25 protein-coding genes are annotated in these 26,504 nt (G+C 60.6%); 15 read left to right on the plus strand and 10 right to left on the minus strand.

The genetic code is table 11. From position 1 onward, the window contains the following. Positions 1–365 precede the first annotated feature (365 nt). The 3 genes from lldP to lldD are packed head-to-tail and all read left to right on the plus strand — an operon-like array spanning position 366 to position 4,008. Complete coding sequence (lldP, locus tag BJP61_RS00305) at positions 366–2,021, plus strand: L-lactate permease (RefSeq protein ID WP_038866000.1); 1,656 nt, start codon at positions 366–368, stop codon at positions 2,019–2,021. Then, positions 2,018–2,806 (plus strand): transcriptional regulator LldR, encoded by a 789-nt coding sequence (gene lldR, locus BJP61_RS00310; RefSeq protein ID WP_171997531.1) that lies wholly within the window; start codon positions 2,018–2,020, stop codon positions 2,804–2,806. The genes lldP and lldR overlap by 4 nt, the downstream gene beginning before the upstream one ends. After that, a complete protein-coding gene (gene lldD, locus BJP61_RS00315) occupies positions 2,803–4,008 on the plus strand; it encodes an FMN-dependent L-lactate dehydrogenase LldD (RefSeq protein ID WP_075193901.1) in 1,206 nt (401 codons plus the stop codon). Before lldR ends, lldD begins: the two co-directional genes overlap by 4 nt. Positions 4,009–4,122: 114 nt before the next feature. On the opposite strand, the gene yiiM is transcribed toward lldD, so the two are convergent. Beyond that, positions 4,123–4,800, minus strand: coding sequence for a 6-hydroxyaminopurine reductase (gene yiiM / locus BJP61_RS00320; RefSeq protein WP_038866006.1), 678 nt, complete (start codon positions 4,798–4,800; stop codon positions 4,123–4,125). A 70-nt stretch (positions 4,801–4,870) separates the two neighbouring features. Beyond that, a complete protein-coding gene (sodA, locus tag BJP61_RS00325; protein WP_032967551.1) occupies positions 4,871–5,491 on the minus strand; it encodes a superoxide dismutase [Mn] in 621 nt (206 codons plus the stop codon). A 372-nt stretch (positions 5,492–5,863) separates the two neighbouring features. Here sodA and rhaT point away from each other — a divergent pair, with 372 nt between their 5' ends. Next, the gene (rhaT, locus tag BJP61_RS00330; protein ID WP_171997533.1) at positions 5,864–6,901 is read left to right on the plus strand and encodes an L-rhamnose/proton symporter RhaT; all 1,038 of its coding nucleotides are present in this window, start codon (positions 5,864–5,866) and stop codon (positions 6,899–6,901) included. On the opposite strand, the gene rhaR is transcribed toward rhaT, so the two are convergent. Further along, positions 6,898–7,749, minus strand: coding sequence for an HTH-type transcriptional activator RhaR (gene rhaR / locus BJP61_RS00335; protein WP_171997535.1), 852 nt, complete (start codon positions 7,747–7,749; stop codon positions 6,898–6,900). The genes rhaT and rhaR overlap by 4 nt on opposite strands. Positions 7,750–7,820: 71 nt before the next feature. After that, a complete protein-coding gene (rhaS, locus tag BJP61_RS00340; protein WP_171999214.1) occupies positions 7,821–8,657 on the minus strand; it encodes an HTH-type transcriptional activator RhaS in 837 nt (278 codons plus the stop codon). Positions 8,658–8,957: 300 nt separating this feature from the next. Between rhaS (BJP61_RS00340) and rhaB the strand changes: the two genes are divergently transcribed. From rhaB to rhaM, 9 genes are all read left to right on the plus strand, one after another. Continuing rightward, the gene (gene rhaB, locus BJP61_RS00345; protein ID WP_171997537.1) at positions 8,958–10,430 is read left to right on the plus strand and encodes a rhamnulokinase; all 1,473 of its coding nucleotides are present in this window, start codon (positions 8,958–8,960) and stop codon (positions 10,428–10,430) included. Next, on the plus strand, positions 10,427–11,683 hold the full coding sequence (locus BJP61_RS00350; RefSeq protein WP_038866015.1) for an L-rhamnose isomerase: 1,257 nt from the start codon (positions 10,427–10,429) through the stop codon (positions 11,681–11,683). Before rhaB ends, BJP61_RS00350 begins: the two co-directional genes overlap by 4 nt. A gap of 9 nt (positions 11,684–11,692) precedes the next feature. Continuing rightward, on the plus strand, positions 11,693–12,517 hold the full coding sequence (gene rhaD / locus BJP61_RS00355) for a rhamnulose-1-phosphate aldolase (protein ID WP_038866017.1): 825 nt from the start codon (positions 11,693–11,695) through the stop codon (positions 12,515–12,517). Positions 12,518–12,616: 99 nt separating this feature from the next. Next, a complete protein-coding gene (rhaS, locus tag BJP61_RS00360) occupies positions 12,617–13,609 on the plus strand; it encodes a rhamnose ABC transporter substrate-binding protein (RefSeq protein WP_038866020.1) in 993 nt (330 codons plus the stop codon). Positions 13,610–13,787: 178 nt separating this feature from the next. Next, on the plus strand, positions 13,788–15,299 hold the full coding sequence (locus BJP61_RS00365) for a sugar ABC transporter ATP-binding protein (RefSeq protein ID WP_038866022.1): 1,512 nt from the start codon (positions 13,788–13,790) through the stop codon (positions 15,297–15,299). After that, positions 15,299–16,300, plus strand: coding sequence for an ABC transporter permease (locus BJP61_RS00370; protein WP_161581018.1), 1,002 nt, complete (start codon positions 15,299–15,301; stop codon positions 16,298–16,300). Before BJP61_RS00365 ends, BJP61_RS00370 begins: the two co-directional genes overlap by 1 nt. Beyond that, a complete protein-coding gene (locus tag BJP61_RS00375) occupies positions 16,297–17,307 on the plus strand; it encodes an ABC transporter permease (protein WP_075193907.1) in 1,011 nt (336 codons plus the stop codon). Before BJP61_RS00370 ends, BJP61_RS00375 begins: the two co-directional genes overlap by 4 nt. A gap of 71 nt (positions 17,308–17,378) precedes the next feature. After that, positions 17,379–18,527 (plus strand): lactaldehyde reductase, encoded by a 1,149-nt coding sequence (gene fucO, locus BJP61_RS00380; protein ID WP_038866029.1) that lies wholly within the window; start codon positions 17,379–17,381, stop codon positions 18,525–18,527. After that, positions 18,524–18,838 (plus strand): L-rhamnose mutarotase, encoded by a 315-nt coding sequence (gene rhaM, locus BJP61_RS00385; protein ID WP_075193908.1) that lies wholly within the window; start codon positions 18,524–18,526, stop codon positions 18,836–18,838. Before fucO ends, rhaM begins: the two co-directional genes overlap by 4 nt. A gap of 125 nt (positions 18,839–18,963) precedes the next feature. On the opposite strand, the gene BJP61_RS00390 is transcribed toward rhaM, so the two are convergent. From BJP61_RS00390 to BJP61_RS00405, 4 genes are all read right to left on the minus strand, one after another. Continuing rightward, on the minus strand, positions 18,964–20,226 hold the full coding sequence (locus tag BJP61_RS00390; RefSeq protein WP_171997539.1) for an MFS transporter: 1,263 nt from the start codon (positions 20,224–20,226) through the stop codon (positions 18,964–18,966). A 56-nt stretch (positions 20,227–20,282) separates the two neighbouring features. Further along, positions 20,283–22,406 (minus strand): alpha-galactosidase, encoded by a 2,124-nt coding sequence (locus tag BJP61_RS00395; protein WP_038866033.1) that lies wholly within the window; start codon positions 22,404–22,406, stop codon positions 20,283–20,285. A 117-nt stretch (positions 22,407–22,523) separates the two neighbouring features. After that, positions 22,524–23,531 carry a LacI family DNA-binding transcriptional regulator gene (locus tag BJP61_RS00400; protein WP_171997541.1) on the minus strand — a complete coding sequence of 336 codons (1,008 nt, stop codon included), beginning with the start codon at positions 23,529–23,531 and terminating at the stop codon, positions 22,524–22,526. A 74-nt stretch (positions 23,532–23,605) separates the two neighbouring features. Continuing rightward, positions 23,606–24,154: an XRE family transcriptional regulator gene (locus BJP61_RS00405; RefSeq protein ID WP_038866038.1), complete on the minus strand. Its 549-nt coding sequence runs from the start codon at positions 24,152–24,154 to the stop codon at positions 23,606–23,608. 101 nt (positions 24,155–24,255) lie between these two features. Between BJP61_RS00405 and BJP61_RS00410 the strand changes: the two genes are divergently transcribed. Both BJP61_RS00410 and BJP61_RS00415 read left to right on the plus strand, forming a co-directional pair. Next, positions 24,256–24,918, plus strand: a complete 663-nt coding sequence (locus tag BJP61_RS00410; protein WP_053531588.1) for an AzlC family ABC transporter permease — start codon at positions 24,256–24,258, stop codon at positions 24,916–24,918. Continuing rightward, positions 24,918–25,241 carry an AzlD domain-containing protein gene (locus BJP61_RS00415; RefSeq protein WP_038866144.1) on the plus strand — a complete coding sequence of 108 codons (324 nt, stop codon included), beginning with the start codon at positions 24,918–24,920 and terminating at the stop codon, positions 25,239–25,241. Before BJP61_RS00410 ends, BJP61_RS00415 begins: the two co-directional genes overlap by 1 nt. A gap of 38 nt (positions 25,242–25,279) precedes the next feature. On the opposite strand, the gene BJP61_RS00420 is transcribed toward BJP61_RS00415, so the two are convergent. Both BJP61_RS00420 and fdhD read right to left on the minus strand, forming a co-directional pair. Beyond that, positions 25,280–25,489, minus strand: a complete 210-nt coding sequence (locus tag BJP61_RS00420; protein ID WP_007711067.1) for a DUF1471 domain-containing protein — start codon at positions 25,487–25,489, stop codon at positions 25,280–25,282. A gap of 130 nt (positions 25,490–25,619) precedes the next feature. Next, on the minus strand, positions 25,620–26,462 hold the full coding sequence (gene fdhD, locus BJP61_RS00425; protein ID WP_171997543.1) for a formate dehydrogenase accessory sulfurtransferase FdhD: 843 nt from the start codon (positions 26,460–26,462) through the stop codon (positions 25,620–25,622). Positions 26,463–26,504: the final 42 nt, after the last annotated feature.

Here is a 26,504-nt window from a genome sequence, read left to right on the forward strand (position 1 = left end):
TTTATCACGGGTTGGCATGCCAGCCCGTCGCGTTGCTCATCGGCGCGAATACAGTAACGCAGTGAAGTATAACGCGGTGCCAATCATGAAATCCCCGACACGTTGCGTCTTTGCGAGGCAACTTCCGGCACGTTTTCACGCTCTCTGAAATTTGCCTGTTGGTCCTACCAATCCTCCCGCAAACTTACCGCCTTCTCACAAAACCCCAAAAAAACGCAACCACTCTGTTGCTGATGCCTAACAAATAGTTAACCTTTTGTTGTCATTCACCCTACATCCACCGATTGGTTGGGCCACTTTTACAAAATCCGCGCCATAAGAAGCACAGACTTCCGGCACGTTTTCCGGCCCGCAGGAGATTCGCTATGCACCTCTGGCAGCAGAATTACGACCCGGCAGGGAATATCTGGCTCTCAAGCCTGATAGCCGCTTTGCCAATCCTGTTTTTCTTTTTCGCGCTGATTAAGCTCAAGCTGAAAGGCTACCTGGCGGCGACCATTACCGTCGTCATCGCCCTGCTGGTGGCGCTCTTTTTCTATAAAATGCCCGTTGAACGCGCGTTCGCGTCTGTCGTCTACGGCTTCTTCTACGGCCTGTGGCCGATCGCGTGGATTATTATCGCCGCGGTGTTTGTCTATAAAATCTCGGTGAAAACCGGGCAGTTCGACATTATCCGCTCGTCGATTCTCTCCATCACGCCCGACCAGCGCCTGCAAATGTTGATTGTCGGCTTCTCGTTCGGCGCGTTTCTCGAAGGAGCGGCGGGTTTCGGCGCGCCGGTCGCAATCACCGCGGCGCTGCTGGTGGGGCTTGGCTTTAACCCGCTTTACGCCGCAGGCCTGTGCCTGATAGTAAATACCGCGCCGGTGGCGTTTGGCGCGATGGGCATTCCGATTCTGGTGGCAGGCCAGGTGACCGGCCTCGACAGCTTTGCGATTGGCCAGATGGTGGGCCGCCAGCTGCCTTTCCTGACCATTATCGTGCTGTTCTGGATCATGGCGATTATGGACGGCTGGCGCGGTATTAAAGAGACCTGGCCGGCAGTGCTGGTGGCGGGCGGCTCGTTCGCCATCGCCCAGTATTTAAGCTCGAACTTTATCGGCCCGGAACTGCCGGACATCATCTCCTCACTGGTATCGCTGGTCTGCCTGACGCTGTTTCTCAAACGCTGGCAGCCGGTGCGCATTTTCCGCTTCGGCGACGTGGGCGCCTCGGTGGTCGATCAGACGCTGGCGCGCAAAAATTACACCCCAGGCCAGGTAGTGCGCGCCTGGACACCGTTCCTGTTCCTGACCGCCACGGTCACGCTCTGGAGCATTCCGCCGTTTAAAGCGCTGTTCGCCAAAGGCGGCCCGCTCGCGGATCTGGTATTTAACGTCTCCGTACCGTTCCTGGATGGCCTGGTCGCGCGCATGCCGCCCGTCGTCGCGCAGGCGACCTCCTATGCCGCCGTGTATAAATTCGACTGGCTCTCCGCCACCGGCACCGCGATTTTCGTGGCGGCCATCATCTCGATTCTCTGGCTGCGCATGAAGCCAAAAGCCGCCGTGGAAACCTTCGGCCAGACGATGAAAGAGCTGATGCTGCCGATTTACTCCATCGGCATGGTGCTGGCCTTCGCGTTTATCTCGAACTACTCAGGACTGTCCTCGACGCTGGCGCTGGCGCTGGCGCATACCGGCAGCGCGTTTCCGTTCTTCTCGCCGTTCCTCGGCTGGCTCGGCGTGTTCCTGACAGGCTCAGATACCTCGTCGAACGCGCTCTTCGCAGCGCTTCAGGCGACGGCGGCGCAGCAGACCGGCGTCTCCGATATTTTAATGGTCGCGGCGAACACCACTGGCGGCGTGACCGGCAAAATGATTTCGCCGCAGTCTATCGCTATCGCCTGCGCGGCGGTGGGGCTGGTCGGTAAAGAGTCCGATCTGTTCCGTTTCACCGTGAAGCACAGCCTGGCATTCACCTGCATGGTGGGGCTGATTACGCTACTGCAGGCTTACTACTTTACCTGGATGATCCCATGACATTAATGACCCGACGGCTGGCCGACCATCTGGTGGAGCGCATCCGCGCGCTTATCGCCGAGCGCGGCCTGGAAGCGGGAATGCGCCTGCCCTCGGAGCGACAGCTGGCGCAAGAGCTTGGCGTGTCGCGCAATTCGCTGCGCGAGGCGTTGCAGATTTTGATTCGAGACGGGCTGCTGATAAGCCGTCGTGGCGGCGGCACCTTTGTGCGCTATCAGCTGGAGCCGTGGTCGGAACAACGTATCGTTCAGCCCATCCGCAACCTGATGGCCGACGATCCGGGTTATCGTTACGACATTTTAGAAGCGCGCCACGCCATTGAGGCCAGCACCGCCTGGTACGCGGCGCTGCGCGCCACCGCGCAGGATAAAGAAAAGCTGCGCTACTGCTTTGACGCGATGCTGCAATTTACCGAGCGCGACGACCCGGATCTCGCCTCCCAGGCTGACGTGCGCTTTCACCTGGCGATTGCCGAGGCCTCGCACAATGTGGTGCTGCTCCAGACCATGCGAGGCTTTTTCGATCTGTTGCAGTCGTCGGTGATGGAGAGCCGTCAGCGCATGTATCAGCAGCAGCCGATTTTTGCCCAGCTCACCGGCCAGCACCGCGAGATGCTGGAGGCCATCGAGACGGGCGACGCCGAGCGCGCGCGCAAAGCGACGCTGCGTCACCTCGGCTTTGTCCACTCGACCATTAAACAGCTTGATGAAGATGTCGCCCGTCAGGCGCGCGTCACCCGCCTGCCCGACGATGTGATAAAACCTTCCAGGGAGAATGATGAATGATTATTTCCGCAGCCAGCGACTACCGCGCAGCGGCCCAGCGTATCCTGCCGCCGTTTCTGTTCCACTATATCGACGGCGGGGCGTACGCTGAATATACCCTTAAACGCAACGTGGACGATCTCTCGCAGGTCGCGCTGCGCCAGCGTGTGCTGAAGAATATGTCGGATTTGAGCCTTGAGACGACGCTGTTTAACGAGACGCTCTCTATGCCGGTCGCGCTCGCGCCGGTCGGGCTGTGCGGCATGTATGCCCGGCGGGGTGAAGTGCAGGCCGCGCGGGCGGCGGCGGCGAAGGGCATTCCGTTTACGCTCTCCACCGTGTCGGTCTGCCCGATAGAAGAGGTGGCGCCCGCCATCAACCGCCCGATGTGGTTTCAGCTCTACGTACTGCGCGACCGCGGCTTTATGCGCAACGCGCTGGAGCGCGCCAAAGCGGCGGGCTGTTCAACGCTGGTGTTTACCGTGGATATGCCAACCCCCGGCGCGCGTTACCGCGACGCCCACTCCGGCATGAGCGGCGCCAATGCCGCCATGCGCCGCTACTGGCAGGCCGTCACGCACCCGCAGTGGGCGTGGGATGTGGGCCTGCATGGCCGCCCGCACGATCTCGGCAATATCTCCACCTACCTTGGCAAACCGACCGGTCTTGAAGATTACATCGGCTGGCTGGCGAACAATTTCGATCCGTCTATTTCATGGAAAGACCTGGAGTGGATCCGGGAGTTCTGGGACGGCCCGATGGTGATCAAAGGGATCCTCGACCCGGAAGATGCGCGCGACGCGGTACGCTTCGGCGCCGACGGCATTGTGGTGTCGAACCACGGCGGCCGACAGCTCGACGGCGTGCTTTCTTCGGCCCGCGCGCTGCCCGCCATCGCCGACGCGGTGAAAGGCGATATCGCGATCCTCGCCGACAGCGGCATTCGCAACGGCCTGGATGTGGTGCGGATGATTGCGCTCGGCGCTGACACCGTGCTGCTGGGCCGCGCCTATCTGTACGCGCTCGCGACCCACGGCGAGAAAGGCGTGGCGAACCTGTTGAACCTGATTGAGAAAGAGATGCGCGTGGCGATGACGTTGACCGGCGCGAAATCGATTAAAGCGATCACCCGCGAGTCGCTGGTGCCGGCACCGGAATTCACGTCCGTGTTAGCGGAGCTGCCCGCCGCCAGCGCGCAGCCCAAACGGGACGACGCGGCGTAAGCGGATGGCGCTTCGCCGCTGAAAGAGCGTTTGATAGCGGACGCGCTTACCTGCCTTGCTGAAAACACGACCTGATGTCGCCGATACTGCAGGGCGGGTAAGACGCGCGCCCGCTTACCCGCGCCCCCACAACCGGCGCGAAAAGCTCTCGATTTTCCTGCTTAACCGGCGGTTTTGCAGCGTTTTCGCCCAGCTCGCGGAAAGCCCGGCGGCGCTTAACAGCCGGTGATACTGCTCGTCATCAAACGGCGTATGCCAGGCGATGGCGGCGGCTTCCCGCACCGATATCGCGCTCACGCGCGACACCAGCTCCAGCGGCGCGTCGGTAAAGACTTTGCCTTCGCCAATCACCCGATACAGCCAGCCGCAGCGCGCGGTATCCTGCATCCGTCCGGAAAGTTCGCTGATGCCTGCGTGAAAATTCACCTTAAAACAGGGCGAGCGCGGCTGGGTAATCTGGATAAGCGCCTCGCCCCAGCGAAAGATATCGCCGATAAAGGCGTTATCCTCGGTCAGCCCCAGCGTCGAGAGATTCTCGCCGAACGCGGGCGGCGCAAACCACGCCGCCTGTTCCGGGTATTCCCGCGCCCAGATGGCGTAATGTTCGCGCGGATAATGACACAGCGCGCGATCCGGCCCACCGTGGATTTTCTTCTCCGCCTGCTGATCGCCGACCAGCCCGCGGCTGGTGAGCGATAACTCCCCTTCTGCCTGCACTTTGCCGATAGCGCTGGGCCGGCTGCCCTCGTAGTCGCGGATTTTGCCAAGATAAACCTGAACCGGGAAATACATGCGCGCCTCCTTTTGCGGATATAAAAAAAGCGAGCCGTCAGGCTCGCTTTTTACAGGTCAGGTTGCAACCTTATTTCTGGGAAGCGAAACGCGCTGCGGCTTCGTCCCAGTTAACCACGTTCCAGAACTCTTTGATGTAGTCCGGACGGCGGTTCTGGAATTTCAGGTAGTAGGCGTGTTCCCACACGTCCAGGCCCAGGATCGGGTAACCGGATGCGCCAGCGACCGCTTCGCCCATCAGCGGGGAATCCTGGTTTGCGGTAGACACCACCGCCAGTTTGTCGCCTTTCAGCACCAGCCACGCCCAGCCAGAGCCGAAACGGGTCGCTGCGGCTTTCTCGAACTCTTCTTTGAATTTCTCAACGGAGCCGAAATCGCGCTCGATAGCCGCTTTCAGGTCGCCCTGCAGGGTGGTGCCTTTTTTCAGGCCTTTCCAGAACAGGCTGTGGTTAGCATGGCCGCCTGCGTTGTTGCGCAGCACAGTTTTTTTGTCAGCCGGAACCTGATCCAGTTTGGTGATCAGCTCTTCAACCGGCAGGTTCGCCAGTTCCGGCAGGCTTTCCAGCGCTGCGTTAGCATTGTTAACGTAAGTCTGGTGGTGTTTGGTGTGATGGATTTCCATCGTCTGCTTGTCGAAATGCGGTTCCAGGGCGTCGTATGCGTACGGCAGGGATGGCAGTGTATAGCTCATGTTCATCATCTCCATTATTGTCGGGCGGCAGAGGTGTTAACGCCGCGTAAGCAGTGGGTTCATTATAGTTAATTAAATGATATTGAAAATGTTTATCAATGCCGCAGTTTTTATATGGTTATAACTTAACGCACTAACGGCTAAAAATGGACATCTGACGGCGATTTTCGCACAGATATCCATGCGTCAGGCATTGTCTGAATTCACCGCAAAGTGTGATCGCCGTTCGGCTTACCCGCTGTTTTTTGCCACCCGTTGCGCCGCAGCGGCAGCGCGTCGAAGGTGAATAAAAACGCGCCTCCATAGACTCGTTTGGGTTAGGGAGCGGCTTTCGCTCCCGCCTGCCCTACGACGGAAACGAGGACGCTAAGCATGAATAACGCGATAACCATGGGGATACTGTGGCACCTGATTGGCGCAGCGAGCGCCGCCTGCTTTTACGCGCCGTTTAAAAAAGTCCGGCACTGGTCATGGGAAACCATGTGGTCGGTAGGCGGTATTGTCTCATGGCTGATTTTGCCCTGGGCGGTAAGCGCCCTGCTTCTGCCCGATTTCTGGGCCTACTACGGCGCTTTCAGCGCCACCACGCTGCTGCCGGTGTTTTTGTTCGGCGCGATGTGGGGCATCGGCAATATTAATTATGGCCTGACCATGCGCTATCTCGGCATGTCGATGGGCATCGGCATCGCTATCGGCATTACGCTCATTGTCGGCACGCTGATGACGCCGCTGCTGAACGGCAAATTCGCGGTGCTTATCGGTACGCCCGGCGGGCGGATGACGCTGCTGGGCGTTTTCGTGGCGCTGATTGGCGTCGGCATCGTGACCCGCGCCGGTCAACTGAAAGAGCGCCAGATGGGCATCAAAGCCGAAGAATTTAATCTGAAAAAAGGGCTGCTGCTGGCGGTGATGTGCGGCGTGTTCTCCGCAGGCATGTCGTTTGCGATGGACGCGGCAAAGCCAATGCATGAGGCCGCCGCCGCGCTCGGCGTCGACCCGCTTTACATCGGCCTGCCGAGCTATGTCGTTATCATGGGCGGCGGCGCGCTGGTGAATCTCGGCTTCTGTTTTATCCGTCTTGCCAGAGTCCGCAACCTGTCGCTAAAAGCCGATTTCTCGCTGGCGAAACCGCTGATTATCGCCAACGTGCTGCTCTCCGCGCTGGGCGGGCTGATGTGGTATTTACAGTTTTTCTTCTACGCCTGGGGCCATGCGCGCATTCCGGCGCAGTATGACTACATCAGCTGGATGCTGCATATGAGCTTCTACGTACTGTGCGGCGGGCTGGTCGGACTGGTGCTACGCGAGTGGAAAGCGGCGGGCCGCCGCCCGGTCAGCGTACTGAGCCTGGGCTGCGTGGTGATTATCGTGGCGGCGAATATTGTCGGGCTGGGGATGGCGGCCAACTAACCGGTCATCACCCCGCACTGCTGACGCCACACCCGTGGCGTCACGCCCGTTTCGCGGGTAAATACGACCGAGAAGTAGTTGCTGTCTTCAAAGCCGCAGCGCGCGGCGATATCGCTAATCAGCAGATCGGAGTGGCGCAGCAGATACTGCGCCTGACAGATACGCAGCTGGCGCAAGTACTGGCTGATGGTCATACCGGTCTGCTGGCGAAAGAGCTGGCGCAGCGGGCGTTCGGCAATCTGATAATGGCTGCAAAAATGCTGCAAATCGAACGGCACGTCGAGGCTGTTGCCAAGCGCCGCCATCAGCAGATCGAGCTTTTCGCCCTCGTCCGGCCCGGCCCCGCTCGACGGCTGGTAGCGATGACGACGCAGCGTAATCGCCAGCTGTAAAAACAGGCTTTCGGCTAAACAGTGCGACAGCGCATCGTGCTTCGGGCTTTCATGTTCCAGCTGATCGATAACCTGCCGCGCCTGCACCATGCCGTGGCTGCTGAGCCGCCAGCGCGGATCGCCGCCAGGACCACGCGGATTTTCCAGTAGATCGCGCCAGTTCACGTTCAGTTGCAGCCGTTCAGGGCAATAAATGATGTTATGCAACACGAGATCGTTTACGGACTCGTAGCGGTGGCGGTCTTCGGCGCGAATATAAAAGAGATCGCCGCAGGTAATGCGATAAGGCCGGTCGTTCAGCACATGCAGGCCGTTGCCGCGCCAGACCAGCACCAGTTCGCAGAACTCGTGGGTATGCTCGGCAAAGACATTTTGCGGGTAGCGATCCGCCACCACCACCGGCTGGGTAGGCGTGGCGAAAAAGTCCGCTTTCCTGAGCACTAACTGAGGGGCCACTGGGCGTCTCCGGGACAAATAGCTGCAAAGTATGCAATTTTTTGCGCCAGAAAACGGTGATTCTCTTCGCGTTACTGCATCTGCCCGTCGCGCCCGAGGCGAATGTCGCGCGGCGACCAGGAAAACTCGCGCCGGAACAGCGTGGAGAAATGATTGCTGTCGCCAAAACCGCACTGGTAGGCAATCTCCGTCACACTCTCTTCGCTGTGGCGCAGCAGATAGCGCGCTTTCATTAAGCGTAAACGGTTGAGATAGCGCTGCGGCGTCAGGCCGGTGCGCTGCTTCAACTGCCGATGCAGCGTGCGCAGCGAGAGCCGGTGGCACCCGGCGAGCTGTTCCCAGCAGACATCCTCCGCATAGTGATCTTCAAGCCAGGCGATCAGCTGATTCAGCCGCTCGTCGGCATGGCCGCTGCCCTGCGCCTGGCTGCCGCGCCGCAGCAGGATCAGCAGTTGCATAAACAGCATTTCCATACTGGCGATGGCGTGCACGTCGCTGCTCTCGCGCAGCGCCTCCAGTTGATCCACCAGCGGACGGGCCTGATGCAGCGTCTGCTGGCTGACGCGCCAGTGCGACGGATAGTGTCCGTCCAGCTCCTGCGGCAGGAGTTTTTCAAGCCCTGACAGGAAACTGAACGCCTGCGGCGAACGATACAGCACGTTGGTCAGACAGAGGTTTTCGGTATGTTCATACAGATGGCGGTCGTGGTCGCGCACAAAGCAGACGGAACCGCCGCTTAATGTGTACGGCTGGCCGTTAAAGACATGCGTGCCCGTGCCGTGCTCGACGATGACAATTTCATAGAAATCATGGTGATGTTCAGGAAAAGCCGCCTGCGGCAGACGCGGTTCAATGGTTACCGACGCCGCGCCGGTTGGGAAAAAATCAACGCACTGTAGTACCGTCATCATCGCCCCCGCTTTCAGTAAAACCTGCCTGATAGTAGATAACGGTTCTCAACTACACCTTCAATTTTCGACGTCAAAACGCGCAAAGCCCGTCGGATTTTTAAGAAACGTCGTGAAATTTCTGGAAATGCGGCGCGGCTCACATGCGCCACGCCTGGCCTGCAAACGCCGTTCTGTGAACTCCCTCACGTTCATCTTTGCTTCCTTGCCAGCGCCGGTAACGCGCTGTCAGTGGGATGAAGGTGCGCCGCCGCGCCGCTCCCTAGACTGGCGTCAGAGATTTCAACAAGGACCCCTACCATGACTATTCGCCATAGCGTCGCGGTCGACCTGGGCGCCTCCAGCGGCCGCGTGATGCTGGCCCGCTACGACAGCCAGGAACAGCGCCTGACGCTTCAGGAAATCCACCGTTTCGCCAACGGCCTGCGCCGCGTAGACGGTTTCGACACCTGGGATGTGGATGCGCTGGAGCGTGAAGTGCGCCTCGGCCTGGAAAAAGCCTGCGGGTGCGGCGTCGTCATCGACAGCATCGGCATCGACACCTGGGGCGTTGATTATGTGCTGCTGGATGAGCGCGGCGAGCGCGTCGGCCTGCCGGTGTCGTACCGCGACAGCCGCACTGACGGCGTGATGGCCCGCGCGCAGCAGCAGGTGGGCCGGGAGGCTATCTACCGCCGCACCGGCATTCAGTTTCTGCCGTTCAACACCCTTTATCAGTTCCGCGCGCTGGTGGAACAACAGCCGGAGCTGGTCGGGCGTGTGGCGCATGCGCTGCTCATTCCGGACTATCTCTGCTACCGGCTGACCGGCGCGCTGAACTGGGATTACACCAACGCCACCACGACGCAGCTTATTAATATCGACACCGATAACTGGGACGAGACGCTGCTCGACTGGGCGGGCGTGCCGAAACACTGGCTGGGAGTGCCGACGCACCCGGGTAATGTCATCGGCCGCTGGCGCAGCGCGCAGGGCATCGATATTCCGGTGGTATCCGTGGCGACGCACGACACCGCCAGCGCCGTGATCGCCGCGCCGCTGGAGGGCAATGACGCCGCCTGGATCTCCTCTGGCACCTGGTCGCTGATGGGCTTTGAGAGCAAAACGCCCTACACCGGCGACCGCGCGCTGGCCGCCAATATCACCAACGAAGGCGGCGCCGAGGGCCGCTATCGGGTGCTGAAAAATATTATGGGGCTGTGGCTGTTGCAGCGCGTCTGCAAAGAGCAGCGGGTCGACAACCTCCCTGCGCTTATCGACGCGGCCCGCGCGCTTCCCGCCTGCCGCTTTGTGGTGAACCCTAACGACGACCGCTTTATCAACCCGGACAACATGAGCCGCGAGCTGCAAACCGCATGCCGTGAGAACGGCCAGACTGCGCCGGAAAGCGCGGCGGAGCTGGCGCGCTGCATCTTCGACAGCCTGGCGCTGCTCTACGCCCGCGTGCTGGATGAGCTGACCGCCCTGCGCGAGCGGCCATTCACGGTGCTGCATATCGTGGGCGGCGGCAGCCAGAACCCGTTTCTTAATCAGCTCTGCGCCGACGCCTGCGGCATTCCGGTGATGGCGGGCCCGGTGGAAGCCTCCACGCTTGGCAATATCGGCTGCCAGCTGATGGCGCTCGACGAAATAACCGACGTCGACGCGTTTCGCCGCGTGGTGACCGCCAGCCAGCCGCTGACCCATTTTCAACCTCAGACTGACAGCGAGATTGCCCGCCATGCGGCGCGAGTTTCGCCGTATCGCCAAACCAGGAAGGAGCTTTACGCATGACCACTCAAATCAACCAGGCATGGGAACTGGCGAAGCAGCGCTTCGCCGCCGTGGGCGTCGATGCTGACGCCGCGCTGCGCCAGCTCGACCGCCTGCCGGTATCGATGCACTGCTGGCAGGGCGACGACGTGGCCGGGTTTGAAAATCCGCAGGGGCAGTTGACCGGCGGCATCCAGGCCACTGGCAACTATCCGGGCAAGGCGCGTAACGCCGAAGAGTTGCGGGCCGATCTCGGCCAGGCGCTGAGCCTGATCCCCGGCCCGAAACGCGTGAACCTGCATGCCATCTACCTGGAATCTGACACGCCGGTTGCGCGCAATGAAATTAAACCAGGCCATTTCGCGAACTGGGTCGCGTGGGCGCGTGAAAACGACCTGGGGCTTGATTTCAACCCGTCCTGCTTCTCGCACCCCTTGAGCGCCGATGGCTTTACGCTGTCGCACGCCAACCCGGAAATCCGCCAGTTCTGGATTGAACACTGTCAGGCGAGCCGCCGCGTGTCGGCCTCGTTCGGCGAACAGCTCGGCACGCCGTCGGTGATGAATATCTGGATCCCGGACGGCATGAAAGATACGCCGGTAGACCGCCTCGCGCCGCGTCAACGCCTGCTGTCAGCGCTTGATGAGGTCATCAGCGAGAAACTTAACCCGGCACACCATATCGACGCGGTAGAGAGCAAACTGTTCGGCATCGGCGCGGAGAGCTACACCGTCGGTTCTAACGAGTTTTATCTCGGCTACGCCGCCAGCCGCCAGACCGCGCTCTGCCTCGACGCCGGGCACTTCCACCCGACCGAAGTGATTTCCGACAAGATCTCCAGCGCCATGCTCTATGTGCCGCGCCTGCTGCTGCACGTCAGCCGCCCGGTGCGCTGGGATAGCGATCACGTTGTTCTGCTGGATGACGAAACCCAGGCCATCGCCGGTGAAATCATCCGCCACGATCTGTTCGACCGCGTGCATATCGGGCTCGATTTCTTCGATGCCTCCATCAACCGCATCGCCGCATGGGTGATTGGCACCCGCAACATGAAAAAAGCGCTGCTGCGCGCGCTGCTTGAGCCTACCGCACAGCTGCGTCAGCTGGAGCAGGAAGGCGACTACACCGCCCGGCTGGCCCTGCTTGAAGAGCAAAAATCGCTGCCGTGGCAGGCGGTCTGGGAAATGTACTGCCTGCGCCACGACACCCCAGCCGATGCCTCGTGGCTCACCACGGTCCGTCATTATGAACAACACGTTTTAAGCAAGCGCTAAGGAGCACTCATGCAACGCATTCTTTCTTCCTGGTTCGTACAGGGTATGGTGAAAGCCACCAGCGATATGTGGCTGAAAGGCTGGGATGAACGTAACGGCGGCAACGTGAGCCTGCGCCTTGACGCGGCCGACGTAGAGCCTTACCGCGATGAATTTTACCCGGAGCCGCGCTGCGTGGAGCTGAGCCAGCCGCGCGCTGAATTAGCTGGCTGCTGGTTTCTTGTCACCGGCTCCGGGAAATTTTTCCGCAATGTGCAGCTCGACCCGGCGGACACACTGGTGCTGCTGCGAATCACCGACGACGGCATGGCGTACCACATTCACTGGGGGCTGACCCACGGCGGCCTGCCGACCTCGGAGCTGGCGTCGCACTTCCAGTCTCACGCGGTGCGCAAGGCGGTCTCCGGCGGCAAAGACCGGGTCATCATGCACTGCCACGCCACTAACCTCATCGCGCTGAGCTTCGTGCTGGAGCTTGACGAAGCGCGCTTTACCCGCCTGCTGTGGGAAGGCAGCACCGAGTGCCTGGTGGTATTCCCGGATGGCGTCGGCATCGTGCCGTGGATGGTGCCGGGCACCGACGGCATCGGCAGCGCCACCTCAGAGCAGATGAAAACCCACACCCTGGTGCTGTGGCCGCATCACGGCATTTTCGGTACCGGGCCAACGCTTGATGAGGCGTTCGGGCTTATCGACACCGCCGAGAAATCGGCAGAGATCCTGGTCAAAGTGATTTCTATGGGAGGCATGAAACAGACCATTACGCGTGACGAGTTAATCGCGCTCGGCGAACGTTTCGGCGTGACGCCGCACGCCGGCGCCATCGCCCTTTAAATAACAACATCGCACGACGTTCAGGTCGCCCACGGGCGGCCTGGCGCGATCGTGAACCTCTTACACCTGCAAACTGAGTCACTACGTGGAGTACAAGCAATGAAAATAAAAGCCATTTTAGGTTGTACCTTCGCTGTCGCCGCCTGGGCGTTGTCAGGTTCCGTCTCTGCGGAAGTCAAAATCGCGCTGGTGGCGAAATCGCTCGGCAATGGATTTTTCGAAGCCGCGAACACGGGTGCTCAGGAAGCCGCTAAAGAACTCGGGGATGTGAAAGTTATCTATACCGGCCCGACCACCACCACCGCCGAGGCGCAGATCGAAGTGCTTAACGGGTTGATCGCCCAGGGCGTGGACGCCATCGCCATCTCCGCCAACGACCCGGACGCCGTGGTGCCGGTGCTGAAAAAGGCAATGCAGCGCGGCATTAAGGTTGTCTCCTGGGATTCCGGCGTCGCGAAACAGGGCCGCCAGATCCATCTTAACCCTTCCAACAACGCGCTGATTGGCGACACCAACGTCCGGCTTGCCGCCGACGCGCTGAAAGCGCTGAACGTCGAGAAAGGCGACGTGGCGATTTTAAGCGCCACGCCAACCTCGACCAACCAGAACACCTGGATTGCCGAGATGAAAAAGGTGCTGCCGAAGTACCCGTCGGTGAACCTGGTGACGGTGGCGTATGGCGACGATCTCTCGGATAAGAGTTACCGCGAGGCGGTGGGGCTGCTGAAGTCCTACCCGGATTTAAAAGTGATTGTGTCGCCGTCGTCGGTCGGCATTGTGGCGGCGGCGCAGGCGGTGAAAGACCAGGGCAAAATCGGCAAGGTTTACGTAACCGGCCTGGGGCTGCCGTCTGAAATGGCAGGCGCGGTGAAATCGGGCGCGACCAAAAGTTTTGCCATCTGGAACCCCATCGATCTGGGATACGCCGCGACCTATCTGGCGGATGATCTCGTCAAAGGCACCGCCACCAAAACCGAAGCGAGCATGGGCAAGCTTGGCACGGTGAAACTGGATGCCGACGGCAACGGCGCAATGGCAGAGCCGTTTATCTACGATGCCAGCAATATTGATAAGTTTTCGAAGATTTTCTGAGTGTAAACAGGCAAGTAAGACGTTTTTGATGGTGAGCCAGAGGGACGTTGAACGGGCTGTTTTGCAGGGCGGGTACGCGCAGCGCACCCGCCACGCTGAAGCGCCCCGCCAGCGTAACCCTAAAACCGCCGCCATCCCGCTGCGTCACAACACCCGGAACCCTGCCAGGAGACTAATCATGTCGGCATCCACCCCTCTGCTTTCGCTCAAGGGGATCTGCAAAACCTTTCCCGGCGTGCGTGCGCTGGAAAATGTGCAACTTGAGCTCTGGCCTGGCCGTGTCACCGCGCTTATCGGTGAAAACGGCGCGGGCAAATCCACGCTGGTCAAAGTGATGACCGGCATCTACCAGCCGGATGGCGGCGAGATTTTGTATAAAGCCATCCCCATCGCGCTGCCCAACCCGGAGGCGGCGCATAAGGTGGGCATCACGGCCATTCATCAGGAAACGGTGCTGTTTGACGAACTCACCGTCACCGAAAACATCTTCACCGGCCACTACCTCGTCAAAGGGCTTTTCAAAACCCTCGACTGGCCCGCCATGCACCGCCAGGCGCGGGAGATCCTCAACCGCCTTGAGGTTAACATCGACCCGCATGCGGTGCTGAAAACCCTGAGCATCGCCCAGCGCCATATGGTGGCGATCGCCCGCGCGCTCTCTTTCGACGCGCAGGTCGTGATCCTTGACGAGCCCACCGCCGCGCTGTCTCAGCATGAAATCCTGGAGTTTTATCAGATTGTCGAGCGCCTTAAGTACGAAGGCAAAGCCATCCTGTTTATCTCTCACAAATTCGACGAGATTTTCGAGCTGGCGGATCACTACACCATCCTGCGCGACGGCGTCTTCGTCAGCGCGGGCAGCATCGCGGAGATCACCGAAGAGCGCATGGTCGCGATGATGGTCGGACGCGCCATTACGCAGACCTACCCGAAAGTGGCCTGCGAGCCGGGCGACAGGGTGCTGGAGGTGCGCGATCTCTGCCACCCGACCGAATTTGCGCATATCCATTTTTCGCTGCGTAAAGGCGAAATCCTCGGCTTTTACGGCCTGGTCGGCGCCGGGCGCACTGAGCTTATGCAGGCGCTGTGCGGCGTCACGCAACCCTCCGCCGGTGAGATTATCCTCAACGGCAAAACGGTGCGCTTCCGCCAGCCCGCAGACGCTATAGATGCCGGGATTGTCTGCGTGCCGGAAGAGCGTCAGAAACAGGGCGCGATTATCGCGCTGCCCATCGCCCAGAACATCAGCCTGCCGCAGCTAAGCCGTCTCAACCCGAACGGCATTCTGCATGACGAGCGCGAATGGGCGCTTGCCGATGAGTACGCAAAGCGCCTGCAGGTGAAGGCGTTTAGCTGGCGTCAGCCGGTTGAGACACTCTCCGGCGGCAATCAGCAGAAGGTCGTCATCGGCAAATGGCTCGCCACCCGGCCTGACGTCATCATTCTCGATGAACCGACCAAGGGCATCGATATCGGCTCCAAAGCCGCGGTGCATCAGTTTATGTCCGAGCTGGTGGGTCAGGGGCTGGCGGTAATTATGGTGTCGTCCGAGCTGCCGGAAGTGATGGGCATGGCGGATCGCATCATCGTGATGCACGAAGGGCTGATGGTGGCGGAATATGCCGCCGGGAAAGCCACCGCCGAAAGTATCGTCAGCGCCGCCAGCGGCGCGGGCCGGGAGGCGGCATAATGAAAACGTTGCTAAAACATCGCGAAGCGCTGCTCGCGCTGGTGATTGCGTTAATGCTGCTGATGACAGGCAGCCGCATGCCGTCGTTTCTCGCGCCAGCTAACCTGGTGGAGATCTTCAACGACACCGCCATTCTGATAATCCTCGCGCTCGGCCAGATGATGGTGCTGCTCACTAAAGGCATCGACCTGTCGATGGCGGCCAACCTGGCGCTGACCGGCATGATCGTGGCGCTGATTAACGCCCATCATCCGGACATATCCGTCGCGCTGTTGCTCATCCTCGCCACGCTGCTGGGCCTGCTGATGGGCGCGATTAACGGTCTGCTGGTCTGGAAGCTCGGCATCCCGGCGATTGTGGTGACGCTCGGCACCATGAGCGTCTACCGCGGCATTATCTTTTTGCTCTCCGACGGCGCCTGGGTGAACGCGCACCAGATGAGCGGTAATTTCCTCGGTCTGCCGCGCACGCCGGTGCTGGGCCTGCCGCTGCTCGGCTGGTGCGCTATCGTCGCCCTGCTCCTGGTGAGCTACTTCCTGCGCTACAGCCGCACGGGCCGCGCGCTCTATACCGCAGGCGGCAACGCCACGGCGGCGTACTACACCGGGATCAACGCCGGAAAAATGCAGTTCATCAGCTTTTGTCTTTCCGGCGCGCTCGCCGGGTTCTGCGGCTATCTGTGGATCTCGCGCTTCGCCGTGGCTTACGTCGACGTGGCGAACGGCTTCGAGCTGCAAATTGTCGCCGCGTGCGTCATCGGCGGTATCAGCACTATGGGCGGGATCGGGCGCGTCGCCGGGTGCCTGCTCGGCGCGCTGTTCCTGGGCGTTATCAATAACGCGCTGCCGGTGATCGGCGTCTCGCCGTTCTGGCAGATGGCCGTCTCCGGCGTGGTCATTGTGGTGGCGGTGCTGCTGAACGAGCGCGGTAACAAACGCAAAGGACGGCTCATCCTGCGCGATGTCGCGCTGGCCCGACAAAAACAGGCGGTGAAATCATGAGCAAGACGCTGATTACTGAACCTTCCGCCCCGACGCCCGTTACGCCGTCGCCGCTGCGTCGGCTGCTGTGCTGGGAAGGGTTTCTGCTGGTAGTGACCCTGCTGGTGTTTATCGCCAACGTCTGGGCGTCGCCCTATTTCCTGAATATCTGGAACCTGTCAGACGCCACGTTCAATTTCACCGAAAAGGCGATCATCGTACTGCCGATGGCGATGTTGATTATCGCCCGCGAAATCGATCTGTCGGTGGCGTCGACAATGGCGCTCAGCTCGACCCTCATGGGTTTTTGCGCCCAGGCGGGCATGGACACGCCGCTGCTGGTCGGCGTCGGGCTTGGCGTGGGGCTGCTGTGCGGGGTGTTTAACGGCGTGCTGGTGACGCGCTTTAACCTGTCATCGATTGTTATCACCATCGGCACCATGAGCCTCTATCGCGGCGTGACCTACATTCTGCTGGGCGACCAGGCGCTGAACCAGTACCCGGAAAGTTTCGCCTGGTTCGGGCAGGGCTACGTCTGGGGCGCGCTGTCGTTTGAGTTCGCGCTGTTCCTGGCGCTCGCCGCCGTGTTCTGGTTCGTGCTGCATAAAACCAACTTTGGCCGCCGCACTTACGCCATCGGCAATAACCCCACCGGCGCCTGGTTTTCGGGCATCAATGTGAAGCGCCACAACCTGATCCTGTTCGCCGTGGTGGGGCTGATGGCCGGGCTGGCCGCCGTGCTGCTGACTTCACGGCTTGGCAGTACGCGTCCGACTATCGCGCTCGGCTGGGAGCTGAGCGTGGTGACGATGGCGGTGCTGGGCGGCGTCAGCATTCTGGGCGGCTCGGGCAGCATGGGCGGCGTAATTATCGCCGCGTTCCTGATGGGGCTGGTGACGTTCGGGCTCAGCCTGCTCAACGTGCCGGGCATCGTGATGTCGATTATCGTCGGCCTGATGCTGATTGCCGTGATTTCGCTGCCGATTATGACCCGCCGCCTGATGGCGCGAAAACCGCAGAAAATGTAGCGCAGTCAACGAAGCGCCAGCCGCCTGGGTGAGAGGAAGATTTCCCAATATCAACGTTAAGGAGAATTATCATGAGCTTTATGTTAGCCCTTCCCAAAATCAGCCTGCACGGCGCGGGCGCTATCGATGACATGGTGAAGCTGGTGGCGAACAAGCGCTGGGGCAAGGCGCTGATTGTCACCGACGGGCAACTGGTGAAACTCGGCCTGCTGGAGAGCCTCTTTGCCGCGCTCGACGCGCATCAGCTCTCTTATGAACTGTTTGACGAGGTTTTCCCCAACCCTACCGAGGCGCTGGTGCAAAAAGGCTACGCGGCCTGGCGGCGCGCGCAGTGCGACTATCTGATAGCCTTCGGCGGCGGCAGCCCAATAGATACCGCCAAAGCCATTAAAATTCTTACCGCCAACCCTGGCGCCTCTACCGATTACTCCGGCGTCGGCAAAGTCAAAAACCCCGGCGTGCCGCTGGTCGCCATTAACACCACCGCAGGCACTGCCGCCGAGATGACCAGCAACGCGGTGATCACCGACGAAGCGCGGCGCGTAAAAGAAGTGATTATCGACCCGAACCTGATCCCGGATATCGCCGTGGATGACGCGAGCGTGATGCTCGATATTCCGCCCGCCGTCACCGCCGCGACCGGCATGGACGCGCTGACGCACGCGGTGGAGGCGTTTGTCTCGGTCGGCGCGCATCCGCTGACCGACGCCAACGCGCTGGAGGCGATTCGCCTGATTCACCAGTGGCTGCCAAAAGCGGTGGAAGATGGCCATGATCTTGAGGCGCGCGAACAGATGGCGTGCGGTCAGTATCTGGCGGGTATGGCCTTTAACAGCGCAGGCCTGGGGCTGGTGCATGCGCTGGCCCATCAGCCAGGCGCGACGCATAACCTGCCTCACGGCGTTTGTAATGCCATTCTGCTGCCGGTGATTGAAAACTTTAACCGCCCGCACGCCGTGAAGCGGTTCGCCCGCGTGGCGCAGGCGATGGGCGTCGATACCCGCGGCATGAGCGACGAACAGGCGAGCCATGAAGCCATCAACGCCATTCGCGCGCTGTCGGCCCGCGTCGGTATTCCTTCCGGTTTCCGCCAGCTTGGCGTGACCAAAGCGGATATCGAAGGCTGGCTGGATAAAGCGCTCGCCGACCCGTGCGCGCCGTGTAACCCGCGCACCGCCTCGCGCGATGAGGTCCGCGAACTCTATCTGGAGGCGTTATGATCCGCAAAGCGTTTGTGATGCAGGTAAACCCTGACGCCCACGAAGAATATGAACGCCGCCATTCGCCGATCTGGCCGGAACTGGAGGCGGTGCTTAAACAGCACGGCGCGCACCATTACGCCATTTATCTGGACGCTGAGCGCCACCTGCTGTTTGCCACCGTAGAAATCGAAAGTGAGGCGCGCTGGAACGCCGTGGCGCAAACCGAGGTGTGCCAGCGCTGGTGGCGGCATATGCGCGACATTATGCCGAGCAACCCGGACAACAGCCCGGTAAGCCGTGAATTAAAAGCGGTGTTTTACCTGGATTAAAGGGGTTGTGTGAATAGAAGAGTGTTGAGATGGCGGGCGCGCTGACGCTTACCCGCCCTGTTCTGCCTCACCCATGTAAGGCGGGTAAGCGCAGCGCGCCCGCCGTTATTCATCCGCTGCTTGCCTCACGCTTTCACCGTCTCTTTCAATGCCACGCCAGGCCGGTGGCTGGAGAGCGTAAACGCGGAGACTACGGTTATCCCTAACACGATGCCGCCGAGGATCAGGTAGGTATCCTGAAAACCGATGCGGTCATACATATTACCGGCGAAGGCGGAGAGGAAAATCGCCGCCATCTGCTTGGCGAACTGAAAACCAATCAGGTAGATGGTCGCCGAGAGCCGCGTGTCGAACACGCCGGTGATGTATTTAAACGCGCCCACCAGCAGGAACGGCACTTCCAGGGCATGCAGCATCTTCAGCGCGATCACTTCATACACCGATGTCGCAAACGCCGAGCCGATAATGCGCGTCGCCATAATCGCGCCGGCAATCAACAGCGTGTTTTTCGCGCCGATGCGGTTAATTATCCACGGCGAGCAGAACATGATAATGGCGTTGCACAGCTCGCCTGCGGTGGTGGCGAAGCCGAACGCCTGGGTGCCTGCCTGCGGCGTCGGGAAGAACGATTTAAAGAACGTCGCGAACTGCTGGTCGAAAACGTCATAAACACAGGCCACGCCCACCACATAGAGGATAAACATCCACAGCTTCGGCAGGCGAAACAGGCTCAGCGCCATCTTCGCGGTCACCTGCGGCTGGTTCGCGCCGAGCGCGTTCATCACCTGCGCCGTCGGGTTGGCCCGCGGGCGGGCGATCACCAGAAGCCCCATCAACACCAGCGCCGCGCCGGAGCCCATCCAGAACACCATCGCCGGGTTCACGTTAAAGAGCATTCCCGCCGTCGAGGCGCACAGCCCCCAGCCGAGGCAGCCGAACATACGCGCTTTGCCGTACTCAAACGCGCTGCTGCGACTCACGCGCTCAATATACGCCTCGATAGCCCCTGAGCCGGACGAAAAGCAGAAGCCGATATACAGCCCGCCCGCCAGCGCGCCGAGCCAGATATTGACCTTTAACAGAGGCCCAAAGACCCACAGGAAAAACGGTGCGAACAGCACCAGCGAAGTGGTGATAATCCACAGCAGATGTTTTTTCAGCCCCAGCTTGTCGGAAATCACGCCCAGCACCGGCTGGAACGCGATAGCAAACAGCGACATGCAGGAGAAAACAATGCCGGTATCGGTTTTATTCAGGCCAATGACGTCCGACAGCCAGATAGGCAGAAACGGAAAGCAGGTGGCCATAATGAAGAAATAGAAAAAGAAAAAGAGACCGAAAATCCAGAAGTTAGCGTTATTTTTGTAGGTACAGGCGGTTGTTGTCATTATCGTATCCTCGCAGGGCACACCATTACGGCGCCGCACGCGCGGCGCCTCCACCATCACACGCGTTCAAAAGCAATCAATATGGCGGTTTCCGGGTCCAGCACCGGCAGTTGCAGACCGGCCTGCGCCAGCCACTCCCCCGTCGCGCTCAAAGGCTCGTTCATCCAGCCCGGCAACTGACGCATGGTGTGGCCGCCCGCGCCGGTGAGCTGAATATTCGGATGATCCACCAGCCGCACCTGGTAGCGCGCCTGCGGATCCAGCCCCGGCACGCGCAGCGCGCCCGGCAGCGTGTAATCCGGCATCGCCAGCTGGCTGACCAGAAACAGCCCCTGTGCGCTGTCCTGGCTTACCACGCCCTGCACCTGCGTGGCGGCGTCCGGCATCGGCACCCGCCACAGATTTCCGGTGTGGATCAGCCCGCGCCACTGCTTGTAAAGCGCGGCGTAGCGCCGATAGCCCGCCGCCTCGTCGGCACCGGCGGCAACCGGATCCAGCTCCAGCCCCATATGGCCGAACAGCGCCGTCAGGCCGCGAAATTCAATACTGTGCTGGCGGAACGTGGCGTGGCAGCGCGGGTTGCCGATGTGCGCGCCCATAACTTCCGGCGGGAAGAAGTAGCTCATGCCGCGCTGAATGGTATTGCGCTCCAGCGCGTCGTTGTTGTCGGAGGCCCAGAAGCGGTGCGTGCGCGTCAGCACTTCATAGTCGATACGCCCGCCGCCGGAGGCGCAGGATTCAAATTCAACGTGCGGGAAGCGCTCGCGCAGCCGGTCCAGCAGGCGGTAGAACTGGCGCGTCTGGGCGTCCGCCGCCGCCCGGCCTGCGTGCCCTGGCTGCACCAGCTCGCGGTTCATGTCCCATTTCACGTAATCCACCGGGTGTTCGCCAAGCAGCCAGCTCATGCGCTCCAGCAGGTAATCGAACGCCTCGGGAATATTCAGGTTGAGCACCCACTGGTGGCGGCCGGTCGTTTTCGGGTAGCCCGGCAGCGCCAGCACCCAGTCCGGATGCGCGCGGTAGAGATCGGAATCAGGGTTGATCATCTCCGGCTCCACCCAAATGCCGAACTCCATGCCGAGCGCTTTCACGTGATTGATAACCGGCATCAGGCCGTCCGGGTATTTCTGCTCATCCAGATACCAGTCGCCGAGCGCCGCGTGGTCGTCATTGCGGCCTTTAAACCAGCCGTCGTCGATGATAAAACGCTCCACGCCAAGCGCGGCCGCCTGGCTTGCCATCTGCATGATGTATTCCGGCTTATGGTCGAAGTAGATCCCCTCCCAGGTGTTGAGATGCACCGGCCGCGGCTTGTTGCCGGGAAAACGGATGACCTCATCACGCAGGAAGCGGTGGAACTGCTGGCTCATGCCGTTGAGGCCGCGCGTGGAGTGGCTGGCATAGAGCCAGGGCGTGTGGAGCGTTTCGCCTTCCTGTAACGCTATTTCGCCCGGCAGGTAGAGCGCCTCGGCCTGCAGGTAGCGGCGTCCATCCGTTTTCGCCTCGCACTTCAGCCGATGGTTGCCGCTCCAGCCAAGATGCACGCCCCAGACGTCGCCGTGCTGCTCGCCAAAACCCGCCGTCCCTGCGATAAGCGCTGGGAAATGCTCGTGCGACGTTCGCCCGCGACGGTTTTCCAGCACGAAGCCGTCATGGCTTAAGGCCACACGATGCGGCTGAAATTCGCGTGTCCAGCGGCCATGAAACGCCATCACTTCGCCTGCCCGCTCCGCCACCGGCAGCGTGACGGCGAAACGGTCTACCTGCCAGGCGCCGGCGCGCAGATTCGTCAGCCCGTGGCGCACCTTCAGCACGCCGCTGTCGCTAAGCGCCAGCTCGCTCTCAAGCCGCAGCCCGGCGGTGGCGTCTTCACTGACGAGGGTCAGGGTCTGCCCGTCCTGCGTCACGTTACAGGTCGTGAACAGCGGCGAGGCGTCAAGGCCGTTGCGGTGCCCTTCCAGCCCCGGCGCGCCGAACAGCCCGTGGCCGTTTTCCGCCATCAGGGTGACAGGCGAATCGACGTCCAGTCGTCCATTGGCGACCGGGCGTAGCAGGCTGGCGCAATCCTGCGGCGAAAAGTGGGCAAGATGCGGCCCCCAGTAGACAATTTCAGCGAACGGCTGCGTTTTGATAATAACGTCGGTAACGGGGCTGGTAAGACGATGAATGTGGGTTTCCATAAAAGCATCTCCGGTTGCGGGAATGCTTTTACTGTTGATCCGAAACGTTTCGGATGCCAACCAAAACGTTTCTGATGTGTGATCCGGGCGGAAATTTACTGAGGAATTCGCCCCGATTCAGGGCGCGGCATGCAGGGTGGCGCCAGGCAGAAAATCGGGTTGCCAGAGCACCTGTAACTGCGCCACAGGCTCGCCGGCAATGAGACGCTGCACCATATCGGCAATCTGGCGGCCTACGCCTTCGCGGGTGGACTGGATAACAGCCGCCACGTCGGTCTCCACAATGCTGTCGGGCGGCAGGCCGTCATACACCACCAGCGAGACGGCGCGCACGCCGTGCAGCCGGTCAAGCGTCTGGAGCGCCATCGCCGCGCCATCGCCCAGCGAGTTGCAGTCGGTCACGATGGCCGAAGGCGGCGTGGGTTGCGCCATCAGTTCAAGCACCGCCTTATAGCCTGCACGGCGGGTGGGCGGCAGCATCCGCAGCCCGCTTTCATCAAGCTGATGGGCGCGTAGCGCGTCGCGCCAGCCTTCCCGGCGCTGGGTGATAAACGCCTGGCTGTTGTTTTCGCCAAGCATCGCGATGCGCCGGTGGCCGAGCCCGATTAACCGCTCGGTGGCCTGATGCGTACCGGCGTAGTTGTCGAAATCGAACCAGGCGTAAGGCTGCGGCAGCTGGCTGCGCCCGAGCGCCAGAAAAGGAAAATTCACGGCCTGCAACTGCTGCAGTCGCGGGTCATTATCGAGCGTATGCGCCACGATCAGGGCATCCACGCGGCGGCTTTGCACCAGCCGCATATAGCTATGGCTGTCGGCAAGATCGTCATCGGCAATCAGCAGCAAATCGACTTCATGCTGCGCCAGTTCGCGGCTGATTTCGCCGACCATTTCCATAAAAACGCTGTTATTAAGCGGCACCGGATGCACCGGGAACACCAGCCCGACAGCGTCGATTTTGCCCATCTTCAGGCGGCGGGCGAAGGTGTTGGGACGATAGCCTCGCCGCTGCGCCTCAGCCTCTACCCGCGCGCGGGTTTCCTGAGAAACATCGTCATAGCCATTCAGCGCGCGGCTGACGGTCGTTACGGAGAGGCCAAGTTGTGCGGCGATAGCTTTAAGCGACATACGTTAGGTGCCTGATTGCAAAGTGCATAAGAGTGTAACCGGGGTTTCGCCCATTTCCACAAATTCTTCAGGGCCTAATTTTGTTCCGCCACCAGAATTGCCTGCGTATCCGGCTCCAGCGCGCGGAAAATATGCGTCTGATCGGCGGGATAACAGATGTAATCCCCGGCATTGAGCTCTTCCGGTGATTCCGCAAGCCCCACCAGCGCGCGCCCCTGAGTCACGATGATGTGTTCTACTGAGCCCGTCGGGTGCGGCTGCGAGAACCGTTCGCCTTCCGGCTGGGTCAGCAGCAGGTAGATATCGCGCCGCGCGCCCGGCGGACAGGTGGCCAGCAAAATCGCCTGATAATTAGCAAGCTCCGCCACAACTTTTGGCCCTTCGCCCCGGCGGATCACCTGCGTTTTGTTAACCTGCGGCTCCATCAGGCGCGCAAAGGGAATATCCAGCGCCACGCAAAGCGCCCAGAGCGTCTCCAGGCTCGGGTTGCCGTTGCCAGCCTCAAGCTGGGAAAGCGTGGATTTAGCGATCCCGGCGCGGCGGGCCACTTCGGCCAGCGATAACCCGGCGCGCGTGCGTTCGCGCACCAGGCTTTTAGCGATCACGCTGATTGGCTGTGTCATGTATGGCTCCATCGTTCGTTAAAATGAACGAACGTTCGCGTTGAAAATTGGCAGCGGTGTGTTCATTATAATGGTCATTCGTTCGTTATGGGTGAAAAAGTATGGTGATGCAACGTTTCGCCTGCCTGAAAGGCGACATTATAAAGGCTATTGCGCTGGTCTGTCTGGCGGTCGGCGTGGTCGGCATTTCTTACGGCACGCTGGCGATGGCGTACGGCTTCGCGCTGTGGGTGCCGCTGCTGCTGTCGGTCTCTGTGCTGGCGGGCGCGTCAGAATTTATTTTTATCGGCATTGTGGCAAGCGGCGGCAGCCCGCTTGCCGCGGCGGCGGCGGGTTTGCTGGTTAACGCCCGCCACCTGCCGTTTGGCATCACGGTGCGGGATCTGGTCGGTAAAGGCGCGATGCGGCTGCTCGGCTCGCACATTATGAATGACGAAAGCGTGGTGTTCGGTTTATCGCAGGCGACGCCCGAGACGCGCAAAGCCGCCTACTGGCTGTGCGGGCTTGGCGTGGCGCTATGCTGGCCGCTCGGCGTGATTATCGGCGTGGCGATGGGCGCGCTGCTGCCCGCGCCGGAAACTATCGGCCTTGATGCGGTTTTCCCGGCAATCCTGCTGGCGCTGGTGCTGCCCGCCCTGAAGAATAAGACCACGCTTATCCGCGCGGGCAGCGGCGCGGCGCTCTCGCTCGCCGCCGTGCCGTTCGCCCCGGTAGGGCTGCCGGTGCTGCTCTCTCTGGCCGGTTTACTCATGAGGAGGAAATAATGGCGAGCACCATGATGACGCTTTCCGGTATCGCCGTGCTTTCCGTCGGCACGTATCTGATGCGCTTTGGCGGGGCGAAGCTTGGCAATAAGCTCGCGCTGAGCGAACGCGCGCAGGCGCTGCTCTCTGACGCGGCGACGACGCTGTTATTTGCTGTGGCGCTGGCGGCCACCTTTTATGAAGGCGAAAGCGTTGCGGGGATGGCGAGAGTACTGGGCGTGGCGTTCGCGGTCTTCCTGGCCTGGCGTAAAGCGCCTTTAATTGCGGTGATCGTCGCCGCGGCAGTGGTGACGGCGCTGCTGCGCCTGGCGGGTATGCCATAAAAAAAGCGCCCGCAGGCGCTCTTTCGACAACTTCTTGATTATTTGTTCAGTTCGGCGGTCATATGGACCTGGTTGCCGGTGAACGCTTCGGTGATGGTGTACGTCGCACCGAGCTGCTCCGCCTGCGCGGCGATTTTGGCTTCAGCGCCGGAGAGCGTGGTGTCGGTCGCGGTGACGGACTGGCCAGCGAACGCGCCGAAAGCGGTAGCAAGGGTCATAACTGCAACAAAAGATTTGATAGTTTTCATGGCAATATTCCTTCAGGTCTGGTTTAAGTGAGAAGGCGCATTGCCTTCGATGTGTGTAATAGTAGACCTGCACACCGGAAACCAAAAGCGGAAGGATTTGCCATTCTTTTTCAGAAAAACTGAACAATAATTATGCGTTAGTATTGCCTGCTATCAGCCGCTGCGGGTGCGTGTAAATCGTGGCGCGGCCAGGGCGCGAGAAGCCCACCAGCGTCAGGTTACAGCGCGCGGCGACCTCCACCGCAAGCGTGGTGGCGGCAGAGACCGCAAAGAGGATCTCGACACCACAGGTGGCGGCTTTCTGCACCATTTCATAGCTGGCGCGGCTTGAAACCAATACCGCGCCCTGCTGCCAGCCTTCGCGCGCGCGGCGGCCCAGCAGTTTATCGAGCGCGACGTGACGCCCGACATCTTCATGCCCGCCGGCAATCTCGCCCTGCGGCGTGAGCCAGGCGGCGGCGTGGGTGCAGCCTGTCAGCTCGCCAACGGGCTGAACGCTCGCAAGCGCGCGCAGCGCGCCGTCGAGATTATCAAGCGCGAAAGTTTGCGTGAACGGCAGCGGCGCCAGAGGCCGCACGATATCGTTCAGCTGTTCCACACCGCAGACGCCGCAGCCGGTACGCCCGGCCAGATTGCGCCGCCGCTCTTTAAGCCCCATAAAGCGACGGCTGGAAAGTTCCACCTGAATTTCGATACCATTACACCCATGGATAATATCCATGCCGTAAATTTCGTGTGAAGATTCGACAATTCCTTCCGATAAAGAAAATCCAAGGGCGAAGATTTCCAAATCTTTGGGAGACGCCATCATCACGACGTGGGATATACCGTTGTAGACCAGCGCTACCGGCACTTCTTCCGCCAGCCAGTCCAGCTGTGTGGTGGTGAGATTCTCTCTTTTCCAGAGCGGAAGGGAACGAGCGGCGGTGACGTCGGTCACGTTTTGCAACAGTTCTGGATGGTTCTTATTCACTTTTTATTAACCGTCTGAAACAGCCTCAGCAACATTGTGGTA

The sequence above is a fragment of the Cronobacter sp. JZ38 genome (assembly GCF_008932145.1).
Classification (GTDB): domain Bacteria; phylum Pseudomonadota; class Gammaproteobacteria; order Enterobacterales; family Enterobacteriaceae; genus Cronobacter; species Cronobacter muytjensii.